The organism is Oceaniglobus sp. K40-3 (assembly GCF_055808395.1).
Window position 1 is genome coordinate 1,324,860 of the sequence record NZ_CM147868.1, and the last position, 12,639, is coordinate 1,337,498.

The following is a 12,639-nucleotide window of genomic DNA, read 5'->3' on the forward strand; positions in this document are numbered from 1 at the left end:
CGTGGCTGCATCCATCGCCCCACTGTGCCGACAGGCGGCCTGAGGAGCGCGGTGCAGGACTTTTTCGACGAAGGCGCTCTGATTGCGGTGCTGACAACCCAGCCTCTGGATCGTTGTCTGGATTACCGCGCGCCCGAAGGTGGCTGCATGAGCGGGGCGTTCGTCGAGGTGCCGCTTGGACCGCGCAAGGTGCTGGGGGTGGTCTGGGGGCCGGGCGAGGGCGGCTATGACCTTGCCAAGGTACGCCGCGTGATTCGCGTGCTCGATGCCGCGCCCATGCGCGAGGAAATGCAACATTTCCTGCGCCGTGCCGCCGATTACACCCTCACCCCGCTGCCCGCGATGCTGCGCCTTGCCACACGCTCGCCGGGGCTGGGCGATCCGCCCGGAATGCGCATTGTCTATCGGCTGGGCGAGGGTGAACCCGATCGCATGACCGATGCCCGGGCCAAGGTGCTTGAGGTGCTGCGCGATTATGGCGGGCTGTCGTTTACCCTGCGCGAACTGGCCGAAAGCGCCGGGGTGACGCCCTCGGTGGTCAAGGGATTGGTGAAACAGGGCGCGGTGATGGAACAGGCAAGCCCCCGTGATGTGCCCTATCCCCGGCTCGATCCCGATCTGCCGGGCCATGCCCTGACCCCCGATCAGGCGGCGGGCGCCGACACTCTGCGCACCGCCGTGAACAGCGCTCGATACGGCACCACCATGCTGCGCGGTGTCACCGGGTCAGGCAAAACCGAGGTGTATCTTGAGGCCGTCGCCGCCTGTCTGGCCAAAGGGCGGCAGGCGCTGGTGTTATTGCCTGAAATCGCCCTGACCAGCGAGTTTTTGACCCGGGTGCAGGCCCGGTTTGGCGCCGGGGCCGCCGAATGGCACAGCGGCGTGACGATGACCGAACGGCGCCGTTGCTGGCGGATGGTGGGCGAGGGGGGCGCGCAACTGGTGGTGGGCGCGCGTTCAGCCCTGTTTTTACCGTTCCGCGATCTGGGCCTGATCGTGGTGGATGAGGAACACGACACCTCCTATAAACAAGAGGATGGCGTGCTCTATAACGCCCGCGACATGGCGGTGCTGCGGGCCTCGTTATGCAGCGCGCAGGTGGTGCTGGCCTCGGCCACCCCGTCGCTTGAAACCTGGGCCAACGTACAGGCGGGAAAATACCAGCGGTTGGAACTGACCAGCCGCTTTGGCGCTGCTGTCATGCCCGACATGCGCGCCATCGACATGCGGGCCGAGGATCTGCCCGGGGGCAAATGGATATCGCCCACCCTGCGCCGCGCGGTGGAACAGCGGGTGAAAAACGGCGAACAGGCGCTGCTGTTCATCAACCGGCGCGGCTATGCGCCGATTACCCTGTGTCGGGCCTGCGGGCATCAGATCGGCTGCGATCATTGCGATGCGCGTATGGTGGAACACCGGTTTCAGAACCGGCTCGTGTGCCATCAATGCGGTGAAACCAAACCCATGCCGCACATATGCCCCCACTGCGCGGCCGAAGACCGCCTCTCCCCCGTCGGCCCCGGCGTCGAACGGCTGGCCGAAGAGGCAACGGCGCTGTTCCCCGAGGCGCGGATTGCGGTGCTGTCCTCTGATCTCTACGGCTCCGCCCGCGCCCTCAAGGCCCATATCGAAAGCATCGCAGCAGGCGAGGCCGACATCATCATCGGCACCCAACTGGTGGCCAAGGGGCATAACTTCCCCCTGCTCACGCTGGTGGGGGTGATCGACGCTGATCTTGGGCTGCAAGGCAGCGATCTGCGCGCCGCCGAACGCACCTTTCAACTGATGCGGCAGGTGGCGGGCCGGGCCGGGCGGGCCGACAAACCCGGCACGGCCATGCTGCAAACCTATCAACCCGAACACCCGGTGATCCGCGCCATCCTTGCCGGCGATGAAGAACGGTTCTGGAAGGCCGAGGCCCATGAACGCCAGATCGCCGGGGTGCCGCCCTATGGCCGCATGGCCGGGATCATCCTGTCCTCGCCCGACGCGCAAGAGGTGTTCGGCGTCGCCACAGACATGGCCCGCCGCGATGGCCCCCTGCGCGCCATCGGTGCCCAACTTTACGGCCCCGCCCCGGCGCCCATCGCCCGCATCCGCGGCCGCCACCGGGTGCGCCTTCTGGTCAAGGCCGACAAAAGCGCCCCGTTACAGGGGGCACTATCGAAATGGGTGGCGCAGTTCAAACTCCCAAACACCCTGCGTCTGGCCATCGACATCGACCCGCAAAGCTTTTACTGAACCCAGCCGCCCAAAGGCAGGACCAGGCTTTCGCTTTTTACTGATCAAAATACTCCCGCCGGAGGCTCCCGAATGTGTTTCATGCGCACCGCCGCGCAGGCACGGACAAGCCCGAGGTTGCGCCATGGGGCCGCTTTCCCCTAGGATTCCCAAAACAAACGGGCGGAGGCAGGTATGCGGTGGATTTTCCGGTTGGTTCTGGGGCTGATTGTGCTGGCGGCGGTGGCAATCATCACGCTGCTTTTCCTGCCCGCCGACAAGATCGCCAATCTGGTCGAAACCCGCTTTCAGCAGGCCACGGGCCGCGCCATGACGGTGACGGGGGATGTGCGCCCGACGATCTGGCCCAATCTGGGCGTCACCACGGGGGCGGTGACCATCGCCAACGCGCCCTGGTCCGATGCGGGGCCGATGCTGCGCGCCGAAAGCCTGTCTGTTTCGGTCGATCTGGCAAAACTGATCGGCGGCACGATCCATATCACCGGGGTCAGCGCCATCGCGCCGGAAATCCTGTTGGAAATCGGCCCCAAGGGCCAAGGCAACTGGGAATTTGCAGGCGCAGCCGATGGCAAAAGTGACGGCACCGCCACTGGATTGCCCGCCCTGACCATCGACAAGGCCGAAGTGAAACGCGGGGCGCTGCGCCTGCTGGATCACCGCTCGGGGCGCGATCTGCGGCTCACGGCGATGGATGCCAGCATCGCGATCCCGTCGATGCAGGGCAAGACGAGCGTGGATTTCAGCGCCCTGATCAACGGTCAGACGGCGCGCCTGACAGGCACCATCGACGGCCTGGCCGATTTTGTCGAACGGGGTGCTGTGCCGGTCACGGCCGATCTGGCGCTGGGGGCTGCCAAGGCCGCCTTTACCGGGCGCGCGGGGCTGACGCCTTTGGCGGCGGCGGGGCGATTGACCGCCGATCTGGGTGATCTGGGCGATGTGATGGCGGCGTTGGGGGAGCCCCCGTCGCATTGCCGCGGGGGCTGGGGCAGGGCAAGGTGGCGCTGGTGGGCGATATCACCTTTACCAAAAATGTGCTGAACCTGCGGGGCAGTACGATCACGCTGGACAGCAACACATTTGCGGGCGCCGCGGATGTGGACCTGAACGGCGAACGCCCGGCCCTGAACGCCAAACTGACCACCGGCGCGCTGGATTTGTCCGGCCTGTCGGGGGATGAAACGGGCGGTGGTGCCACGGCCACCGGGTGGAGCAGCGCACCGATTGACGTCAGCGGATTGCAGGCGTTGGATGCCAAACTGTCGCTGACCGCCACGTCGGTCAAGATCGGCGGCACCATGTTGGGGGCGACCAATCTTTATACCGAACTCGACAATGGCCGCGCCGTCACCGACATTCGCCAGCTTCAGGCCTATGGCGGTAATATTGATGGCAAGGTGGTGGTCAACAGCCGGGGCGGATTGTCCACCCGGGTTGATGTCAACGGCTCGGCGCTGGCCATTTCCAAGCTGTTCAACGAGCTGTTGGGCTATGACAGGTTGGTGGCGCAGGGCGAATTGGCAATCAACGTTCTGGGGGTGGGCAACGATATGAATACCCTGATGAATTCACTGAAAGGCGAAGGGCGGCTTTCCACCGGGGCGGGCGAATTGCTGGGCTTTGATCTGGTGGGAATGCTGCGTACTCTTGATCCGAATTTTCGCGGCGCAGGCAGCAAGACGATATTCGACCGGATCAGCGCGTCATTCACCATCACCGACGGGGTGTTGCGCAACGACGATCTGAGCTTTCTATCGCCGTTGATGGCGGCCACGGGCGCCGGGCAGGTGGGATTGGGCGCGCAAACCCTGAATTACCGCGTGGTGCCGCGCCTGTTGGCCGATGACCGGGTTCAGGTGCCGATTCTGATCACCGGCACATGGGCCGCGCCGAAATTCAAGCTGGATCTTGAAGGTTTGGCCAAGGACAAGCTGCGCGAAGAGGGCAAGAAGCTGGAGGAAAAGGCCAAGGAAAAGGCGCGTAAGCGGTTGGAGGAAAAGCTTGGCACGCCGATCACAGATGGCCGCTCGGCCGAGGATGCGGTAAAGAAAAAGCTGGAAGATAAAGCCAAGGAAAAGCTTTTGGATTTTCTGGGCGGCAATTAACGGGTCGGCACCGGTTCGTCGCCGCGATAATCGTAAAACCCGCGCCCGGATTTACGCCCCAGCCACCCCGCCTCGACGTATTTGGTCAACAGCGGGCAGGGCCGGTATTTCGTGTCGGCCAGCCCGTCGTGCAGCACGTTCATGATGGCAAGGCAGGTGTCCAGCCCGATGAAATCGGCCAGTTCCAGCGGCCCCATGGGGTGATTGGTGCCCAGTTTCATCGCCTTGTCGATGCTGGAGACATTTCCAACGCCCTCATACAGGGTATAAACCGCTTCGTTGATCATCGGCATCAGGATGCGGTTGACGATGAAGGCGGGAAAATCCTCGGCTGTGGCGGCGGTTTTGCCGAGCCGTTCAACCACGGCAAGGCAGGCGTCAAAGGTTTCCTTGTCGGTGGCAATGCCGCGGATCAGTTCGACCAGTTGCATCACCGGCACCGGGTTCATGAAATGGAACCCCATGAATTTCTCGGGCCGGTCGGTGCGGCTGGCCAGACGGGTGATGGAGATGGACGATGTGTTCGAGGTGAGGATGGTGTTCGGTTTCAGATGTGGCACCAGATCCTCAAAGATCGCGGTTTTCACGGTTTCACGTTCGGTCGCCGCTTCGATCACCAGATCGGTCTGGCCCAGATCGGTCAGCTTCAGGGTGGAAGAGATCCGCCCCATCGCCGCGTCTTTTTCCGATTGGCTGATCTTTTCGCGGCTGACCTGACGGGTCAGGTTGGTGTCGATCAGGCGGCGGGCATTGTCCAGACTGTCCTGGCTGATGTCGGTCATCAACACGTCATACCCGGCCAGGGCAAAAACATGGGCAATTCCGTTGCCCATTTGCCCCGCCCCCACGATACCGACCCGTTGAATATCCATGATCCGCCCCTCTGATTTCTCGCCCGACACTATGCGGCGGCGCAGCACCAACGCAAGCCCGACCGGGGGAATCGTTCAAATTTGCACGTTAGCAGAATGATCATCCTTGGCTGCGATGCTGCCCATGGGTGAGATTAACATTTGGGTGAGTCATGGCTTATGAAAATATGCCGGGGCCTGCGTTGGACTATGCGCCATGCAGCTACGGCCAATCGAAACTTTTGTTTCGCGGTCCCGCACAGCGATTGACCGGAGATTACATCGCGGTGCTTGGCGGGTCGGAAACCTATGGGCGCTACCTCAGCGATCCCTATCCGGCGTTGTTGCAGGATCAACTGGGCATGCGCACGGTGAACTTTGGATACATGAATTCCGGGGTTGATGTGTTTCTCAATGATGAAACGGTGATCGAGGCCTGCCGTCGCGCCCGGCGGGTGGTGTTGCAGGTGACGGGGGCACAAAACCTGTCCAATCGGTTTTACGCGGTGCATCCCCGCCGCAATGACCGGTTCGTGCGGGCCAGCCCGATGATGCGTGCGGTGTTTCCCGAGGTGGATTTCACCGAATTTCATTTCACCGGTCACATGCTCGGCGCGCTGGCCCAGACATCAGAGGCGCGCTTTGCCCTGATTCGCGAGGAATTGCGCCGGGTCTGGGTGCAGCGGATGAATCTGCTGATGGCGCGGATCGGGCGTCCGGTAATTGTGCTGTGGCTGGCCGAACGTGGCCCCGACGACCCGGCAGAGCGGCCCGAGGACGGCAGCCCGATGTTCGTGACCCGCCGGATGTTGCGGCAATTGCGCGGGCGGGTGGCCAGCATGGTTGAACATTGCAGCGGCGACAGCGCCGGGGACCACGGAACCGACGGCAAGGTCTTCAGCGAGGTCGAAGCCCCCGCCGCCCGCCTGATGCCCGGTCCCGAAACCCACCACGCCGTCGCGGTGCGGCTGAGCCGGGTGCTGCGCCATGAAGGATGACGAACGCGAAAGGCCCGCCACGGGGGTGACGGGCCTTTGTGTGCAGGTATGGTGCAAGACTCAGAGCTTGCTTTCCAGTTCGGGCACGGCATCGAACAGATCAGCGACAAGGCCATAATCGGCCACCTGAAAGATCGGGGCCTCTTCGTCCTTGTTGATTGCGACGATGATCTTGCTGTCCTTCATGCCCGCAAGGTGCTGAATCGCGCCCGAAATGCCAATGGCGATGTAAAGGTCGGGTGCGACCACCTTGCCGGTCTGGCCGACCTGCCAGTCGTTCGGCGCATATCCCGAATCGACCGCGGCGCGGCTGGCGCCCACGGCGGCGCCCAGTTTATCGGCCAGCTTTTCGACGATGGCAAAATTCTCTTCGCTGCCCACGCCGCGCCCGCCCGAAACGACGATGCTGGCACTGGTCAGTTCGGGCCGGTCGCTTTCGGCGACCTTGTCCTCGACCCATTCGGACAGACCGGGGTTTTCGGCTGCCGACAGGGTTTCCACTGTGGCATTTCCGCCGGTTTCTGCGGCATCGAAGGACGAGGTGCGGATCGTCACAACCTTGGTTGCATCGCCGGATTTAACCGTTTGCACGGCGTTCCCGGCATAGATCGGCCGTTCGAAGGTATCGCCATCGACGATCCCGGACACATCGGAAAGCACCATCACATCGAGCAGGGCGGCAACCCGGGGCAGGATGTTTTTGGCATCTGTCGTGGCGGGCGCAACGATGTGCGAATACTCCCCGGCCAGCGATACCATAAGCGCGGCCACAGGTTCAGCCAGCCGGTGGTCATAGGCGGCGTCCTCGGCGCAGAGCACCTTGGCCACACCGCTGATCGTTGCCGCCTCGGCGGCGGCATCGGTGGCCTTGGCGCCACAGCACAGCACGGTGATGTCACCCAGCGCACCGGCAGCCTTTACTGCCTTGGCGGTGGCATCCATGTTCAGAACGCCTTCGGTCACTTCGCCCAGAAGAAGAACAGCCATCAGATCACCCCCGCTTCGTCTTTCAGTTTCGCAATCAGTTCGTCCACCGAACCGACCATGACCCCGGCCTTGCGGGCCTCTGGTTCGGTCGTGCTTACGATGGTCAGACGGGGCGCAATATCCACGCCGTAATCGTCGGGCGTCTTTTCATCCAGAGGCTTTTTCTTGGCCTTCATGATATTGGGAAGCGAGGCATAGCGCGGTTCATTCAGGCGCAGATCGACCGAAACGATGGCGGGCATCGTGACCTTGATCGTCTGCAAGCCGCCGTCGACTTCGCGGGTCACGGTGGCATGGTCGCCGTCGATTTCCAGCTTGCTGGCAAAGGTGGCCTGCGACCATCCCAGCAGCGCCGAAAGCATCTGACCGGTGGCGTTCATGTCGTTGTCGATGGCCTGTTTGCCACAAAGGACAAGGCCCGCATCTTCGGCCTCGGCCACTGCTTTCAGGATCTTGGCCACGGCCAGAGGTTCGATATCGGTGTGGACATCGTCGGTCGCCACCACCAGAATCGCGCGGTCGGCACCCATGGCTAGGGCGGTGCGCAGGGTTTCCTGGGATTGCTTCACGCCGATGGATACGGCGATCACTTCTTCCGCTACGCCCGCTTCTTTCAGGCGAATGGCCTCTTCCACGGCGATTTCATCGAAAGGGTTCATCGACATTTTGACGTTGGCCAGATCGACACCGCTTCCGTCCGCTTTCACGCGCACCTTCACGTTATAGTCAATCACGCGTTTGACCGGCACCAGCACCTTCATCGGCGTATCTCCTCAACCTGCGCACCCCGTGGGGCACCATTTTAGACTCTGGCCCATGAGTTATCGTGTCAGCGCCCGGGAAAATAGTGCAAAACCGACAGGTCGCGCCCAACGACGCCGCGTTTGTGTTCACATTCCAACGGGGCGACGTGTTTGTCCGGTTCACAACAGTGTTGCGATCACGGCAATCGGCGGATTTCTTCGCAATTCGCCAATCAGGCAGAGATTTTGGTCGTTTCTCAAAAATCTTCATGCTAGGGTCATTTCAACCTAGACGTGTATTGGCTGTTAGGGTAGACGTGGTGACAGGGCCGTTTTGGCCTGAATGTTGCCGTGCAGGCCCTGTTGCACGATTGCATCGTTTCCAGTTGCGAAACGAAACTGGCTCGATTGCCATATTTTCTCCTCATTTCAAAGTGAAGTCTGTTCCTGAGCGCATCTTAGAAGTGCGCCATCAGTGTTGAGTGGGGCAGAAAATGGTTAACAAAAACAAACGCGGCGTCCGTCCTATGTGTCGCGCTGGCTGGCGGGTTTGCCCGCGCAATCACCTGCATTGATCCATCGTGATTGTCTTTAGCCATATCGCCTATTTGTCCATGGTCGTGATTCTCGGCTCGGTCATGTCCAAGGATCTGCTGGGCGCGGCCCCCGCGGCGGTCATCGGGGTCGGCGTTCTGGGAACATGGCGCTATACGTGGGGCGCGATCAACTTTTCCCGTGGGCTGTGGTTTCGCGTGGTGGCGCATCCCAGGCGCAAAGCGGCGGCGCGGGCACGCTTTGCGGCGTCGGGGCACAAATCCCACGCCTATGTCCTCGTGACATCCTATATGATTCAGCCCGAAACCACGATCGAGGTCTATCGTTCCATATTCAAAGCGGCGGCGCAGGCCCGCGATGGCGCGACGGTTGTGGCATCTGTGGTCGACGGTGCCGATGCGCGTTTGATCCAGCAGATTTTTGATACCTCGGAGGCGGCCAATCAACCTGTCAAACTGATTGTTGATCGCATTCCCGCGACCGGCAAGCGCGACGCACTTGCGCGCTCCTTGCGCATTATCGCGCGTCATTATCCCACCCAACACGATGTGTTGCTGATTGCCGATGGGGATACCACCGTACCCCACGACATCATTGACGAAATCGTGCCGGTTTTCAGTGACCCGAAAGTCGGCGCGTTAACCACGGACGAAGCGATTTCAATCTGTGACAAGGGATTGTTTCGCGATTGGTTCGAGATGCGCTTTGATCAGCGCCAGATCATGATGTGTTCCATGGGGTTGTCAAAGCGGGTGCTGACCCTGACCGGCCGGATGTCGGCGTTTCGCGCCAGCCTGGCCACCAATCCCGACTTTATCGACCAGGTGCAGTCCGACTATATTGATCACCTGCGGTTGGGGCGGGTGAATTTTCTGACGGGCGATGACAAATCGACGTGGTTCTGGTTGCTCAAGAACGGCTATCAGATGGTGTATCTGCCTGATGTTCAGTCACGCTCGGCTGAAACCCAGCCGATGCCGACATTCTATGGGTCGGCCCGGGTGCTGACGGTACGGTGGTTCGGGAACATGCTGCGCACCAACGGGCGCGCCCTGAAACTGTCGCCGACCAAGATCGGCCTGTTCACCTGGTGGTCTATTCTGGATCAGAGAGTGTCCATCTGGACAACCATCGCCGGGCCAACCCTGGCCGTGATGGCAGCGCTGTTTTACGACGTTGCGATGTTGGTGGCCTATGTCGCCTGGATCATGCTGACGCGCTATACCTATGTAACGCTTATTACGGCGTTCCGGGGGCGGCTTGGCTTTCCGATCTCTTTTCCATTCCTGCTCTATTTCTGTCAGCTTTACGGGGCGTTGATCAAAAGTTTCGTTCTGTTCCGCCTTGACCGACAGAAATGGACCCGCCAATCGACGAATGTTGCCGCGTCCCGCATTTCCGCTGGCCAGCGGATGATCGCGGCAAGTTCCACTTACATGACGTTTCTTACATTTGGCTGGCTTCTGGTCGGCCTGCTTTTCCTTGCAGGAGGGTTATGAATCTTAATGCAGGTCTCAAAAGTTCTTAATTCCCCGAAAGTCTGATTTCCTATGAAACATGCCGATTTGCAATCTTCCGAAGGTGCCGTCGCCCTGCCTGTCGGTTTTGCCCATCAGGGCGAACATCCGCGGCTCGAGGTGCCGTTCACCGTTCTGATCGGGGCGCAGGTTCTGGAGGGGCGCAGCCTTTCGTTGACAGATGCGGTTGTGTCGGGGCCGTTGGATGGCGATCTTGAGGGGTTGGTGGTGTCGGCGGCGTTGCGCCTGAATTTTTCAGGCTTTGCGGTGCTGCTTTATTGCGATGCCTGGGTCGAAATTATTGATGAAGACGTGTTCATTCTTCATTTCACCGAACCCACGGGTGAACATCTGGCGCCCCTGCGCTATCTGCTGAACAGCTATATCGCCGGTGATATCGTGTCGCTTGGGGGTATGATGACGTATTCCGGGCCGCTGACGGTCAAGGCCAAGAAAATCGTTGAAAAGCCCGGTCTGTCGCACAAGCTTCAGAATGTGGTGCGGCGCGGTGTCGTGATTGGCCTGACGGTGGGGCTGGCCCTTGTTGCGCTTAATCTGGCGCACCAGCGTTTTGCGTTTTCCTATGAGGCGCGTCCCGTGATCGTCACGGCCCCGGGGCAAACCCTGTCGGCGACGGCGGCCGGTCAGTTGACCTATGTGGACCCGAACGCCGCCAAAGGCGAGGTGGTCTATGCGATTTCGGCCAATTCGGGCGATTACCTGAGCGTCAAAATGCCATGCGATTGCACCATTCTGCCAATGCGCAATTTCGTCGAGGGGGCCACGATCATGCGAGGCACGCCGATCATTCGCCTGTTGTCCGGTGCGCCTGGTCTGGTGGCCACCACGGAAATCAGCGCCGAAGGCGCGGTCAAGCTGGTCGCGGGCCAGCAGGCCGAACTGGTGCTGGCCGATGGCACCATCGTGCCGGCGACACCGGAAATCCTGCCCTCGCCAACGGATGGAGACAGGATGGTTCAGGTGGAAATGAAACTGGATGAAACCGCCGGCGCCAGTGTCGGCCAGGTGGCGCGCCTGCGATTCCGGCGCAGCCTGCTGCCCGAATTCCTGCGGTAAAAATGCAGCCCTTCACCCCGCGACGCCACTGAACAAGGACCAACAATGACCGCCCGGCCTGTCTTTTATCCAACCTTGCACACCGCCGCCTTGCCCCGTGGCGGGTGGGGTGCGGCGGTTCGGGTGTTGGCCTTTGCAGCCGCGCTGGTGTTGACGGTATCGTCACAGGCGTTCGCCCGCCCGGTGGCGTTGCTTATGGCGGAAACCGAGGCACGATATCACGATCTGGTTGAACAGGCCCAGGGCATAAACGCCCCCGACCCAGCGGTTGAAAACATCGCAGGCGCCGGGGCAGTGGGCGGCGCGACCACACCCAATCTGATGAAGGTCGATCTGCGGGTGGCGTTGTTGAAACTGGCCCGCGACGGAGAGGCCGACGCCCGGGCAATCGTTCTGTCCGCACAGGGGGGCGGGGCGCGGTGGCGCTGTCCCTGACCGAAGGCAGGATAACCCTGCCCGAGCTGCTGACCGAGGCGCAACGGGCGCTTCCCGGGGCGATTGAAAAGGGCAGGTTGAATATTCCGCTGGTCGTCGAAGAAGGCGCGACGCTGGTGCTGGAAAAGGGGGCCGTGTTGACCCTGAACCGGGAAAGCGGCGCCTTTCTTGCCAACTTTGGCAGGCTTGATATTCGCGGTGGCGGCATCGTCGGCGCGGGGTTGCGCAATAAGGCCGCGCCTGCGTTTGCGCCCTTTGTCGCCACGGCCGGGCGTGGGGTCATGACGGCCCATGGCGCATATTTCGCGAATCTGGGGTTCGGCGCGGATCTGGCGTTTGGCGGCCTTTCGGTTGTGGTGAACAGTTTCTATCAGGGTGAACTGGCCTCGGCGCTGACTGGATCGGCCTTGCGCGCTGTTGCATCCACGGTTTTCGTGGGTGGTGTGGGCGTTGATGTCATGGACAATCGGTTTATTGACCCGCAGCGCACGGCACTGATTTTACGGGCCACGAACACTGCGCGCATTCATCGCAATACATTCCTTGACGGCGCGGCGGGCGATGCAATTCGCATTGCGCCAAATGCCATCGGAACCGACATTCGCGAGAATGAAATTTTCAACCCGCGCGAAAGTGGCATCGCCCTTTTGCCGGGCAGTGCGGGCACAACGATCCGCGATGTCACGATCTGGCACCCCCGTCACAACGGAGTTCACGCTGAACACTCTGACTGTGTGAATATCAGCGGCGCGCGCATTTTTGCGGCCCGCCAAGAGGGTATCGCGCTGCGCGCCTCGCGCGAGGTGGTTCTGGAAAACAGTGCCGTGATTGCGTCAAAACGGGCGGGGCTGCTGGTGGCGGAATTGCCCGGTGATGCGGTGACCCGGGTTGTGGGCAACCGCTTTGCCGTGAACCGGGTCGGCATTGAAACCGCAGCCCCGGGCCAGATTGACCTGCAAGGCAACGATTTTCAGGATCAGTTCCCCCGGTTTCTGGCGGGCGACGTGCAATTCATGACCCCCGATCTGTTGCGCGATCTTACCGGAAAAGCGCGCATCGTTCTGGTGGGCGGCGGCGTGCCCGTTGCCCCGACCAACACCCCCGTTTGCCCCGCAATTCAAGAGCATTAA

The 12,639-nt window shown here is 61.4% G+C and carries 11 protein-coding genes; 8 read left to right on the top strand and 3 right to left on the bottom strand.

All coding sequences use genetic code 11. The annotated features are described in order from the left end of the window. The first annotated feature begins 51 nt into the window (after window positions 1-51). The 3 genes from AC0L7P_RS06835 (at window position 52) to AC0L7P_RS06845 (ending at window position 4,346) form a co-directional block, all read left to right on the top strand. Window positions 52-2,241: a primosomal protein N' gene (locus tag AC0L7P_RS06835; RefSeq protein ID WP_473435029.1), complete on the top strand. Its 2,190-nt coding sequence runs from the start codon at window positions 52-54 to the stop codon at window positions 2,239-2,241. 174 nt (window positions 2,242-2,415) lie between these two features. After that, entirely contained in the window at window positions 2,416-3,282 is an 867-nt protein-coding gene (locus tag AC0L7P_RS06840) for an AsmA family protein (protein ID WP_473435030.1), read from the top strand. Further along, window positions 3,249-4,346 carry an AsmA family protein gene (locus AC0L7P_RS06845; RefSeq protein WP_473435031.1) on the top strand — a complete coding sequence of 366 codons (1,098 nt, stop codon included), beginning with the start codon at window positions 3,249-3,251 and terminating at the stop codon, window positions 4,344-4,346. Before AC0L7P_RS06840 ends, AC0L7P_RS06845 begins: the two co-directional genes overlap by 34 nt. Here the strand turns inward: AC0L7P_RS06845 and AC0L7P_RS06850 are convergent. Then, a complete protein-coding gene (locus tag AC0L7P_RS06850) occupies window positions 4,343-5,218 on the bottom strand; it encodes a 3-hydroxybutyryl-CoA dehydrogenase (protein ID WP_473435032.1) in 876 nt (291 codons plus the stop codon). The two genes, AC0L7P_RS06845 and AC0L7P_RS06850, sit on opposite strands and share 4 nt — an antisense overlap. Before the next feature lie 152 nt (window positions 5,219-5,370). Between AC0L7P_RS06850 and AC0L7P_RS06855 the strand changes: the two genes are divergently transcribed. After that, window positions 5,371-6,195: a DUF6473 family protein gene (locus AC0L7P_RS06855; RefSeq protein ID WP_473435033.1), complete on the top strand. Its 825-nt coding sequence runs from the start codon at window positions 5,371-5,373 to the stop codon at window positions 6,193-6,195. A gap of 60 nt (window positions 6,196-6,255) precedes the next feature. Here the strand turns inward: AC0L7P_RS06855 and AC0L7P_RS06860 are convergent, their stop codons facing one another. Both AC0L7P_RS06860 and AC0L7P_RS06865 read right to left on the bottom strand, forming a co-directional pair. Next, entirely contained in the window at window positions 6,256-7,182 is a 927-nt protein-coding gene (locus AC0L7P_RS06860; protein WP_473435034.1) for an electron transfer flavoprotein subunit alpha/FixB family protein, read from the bottom strand. Further along, a complete protein-coding gene (locus tag AC0L7P_RS06865; protein ID WP_473435035.1) occupies window positions 7,182-7,943 on the bottom strand; it encodes an electron transfer flavoprotein subunit beta/FixA family protein in 762 nt (253 codons plus the stop codon). The genes AC0L7P_RS06860 and AC0L7P_RS06865 overlap by 1 nt, the downstream gene beginning before the upstream one ends. Window positions 7,944-8,506: 563 nt before the next feature. Here AC0L7P_RS06865 and AC0L7P_RS06870 point away from each other — a divergent pair. From AC0L7P_RS06870 to AC0L7P_RS06885, 4 genes are read left to right on the top strand one after another with little or no spacing between them, the layout of a single operon-like run. After that, a complete protein-coding gene (locus tag AC0L7P_RS06870; RefSeq protein WP_473435036.1) occupies window positions 8,507-9,979 on the top strand; it encodes a glycosyltransferase in 1,473 nt (490 codons plus the stop codon). A 51-nt stretch (window positions 9,980-10,030) separates the two neighbouring features. Further along, window positions 10,031-11,074: a hypothetical protein gene (locus AC0L7P_RS06875; RefSeq protein ID WP_473435037.1), complete on the top strand. Its 1,044-nt coding sequence runs from the start codon at window positions 10,031-10,033 to the stop codon at window positions 11,072-11,074. A 45-nt stretch (window positions 11,075-11,119) separates the two neighbouring features. Continuing rightward, complete coding sequence (locus AC0L7P_RS06880; RefSeq protein ID WP_473435038.1) at window positions 11,120-11,509, top strand: hypothetical protein; 390 nt, start codon at window positions 11,120-11,122, stop codon at window positions 11,507-11,509. Beyond that, on the top strand, window positions 11,494-12,639 hold the full coding sequence (locus tag AC0L7P_RS06885) for a right-handed parallel beta-helix repeat-containing protein (protein ID WP_473435039.1): 1,146 nt from the start codon (window positions 11,494-11,496) through the stop codon (window positions 12,637-12,639). Before AC0L7P_RS06880 ends, AC0L7P_RS06885 begins: the two co-directional genes overlap by 16 nt.

What these genes read in the sequence shown, in the direction of transcription:
- AC0L7P_RS06860 (WP_473435034.1), bottom strand. Translation starts at nt 7,182, where the DNA reads ATGGCTGTTCTTCTTCTGGGCGAAGTGACCGAAGGCGTTCTGAACATG.
- AC0L7P_RS06880 (WP_473435038.1), top strand. Translation starts at nt 11,120, where the DNA reads ATGACCGCCCGGCCTGTCTTTTATCCAACCTTGCACACCGCCGCCTTG.
- AC0L7P_RS06875 (WP_473435037.1), top strand. Translation starts at nt 10,031, where the DNA reads ATGAAACATGCCGATTTGCAATCTTCCGAAGGTGCCGTCGCCCTGCCT.
- AC0L7P_RS06855 (WP_473435033.1), top strand. Translation starts at nt 5,371, where the DNA reads ATGGCTTATGAAAATATGCCGGGGCCTGCGTTGGACTATGCGCCATGC.
- AC0L7P_RS06865 (WP_473435035.1), bottom strand. Translation starts at nt 7,943, where the DNA reads ATGAAGGTGCTGGTGCCGGTCAAACGCGTGATTGACTATAACGTGAAG.
- AC0L7P_RS06840 (WP_473435030.1), top strand. Translation starts at nt 2,416, where the DNA reads ATGCGGTGGATTTTCCGGTTGGTTCTGGGGCTGATTGTGCTGGCGGCG.
- AC0L7P_RS06850 (WP_473435032.1), bottom strand. Translation starts at nt 5,218, where the DNA reads ATGGATATTCAACGGGTCGGTATCGTGGGGGCGGGGCAAATGGGCAAC.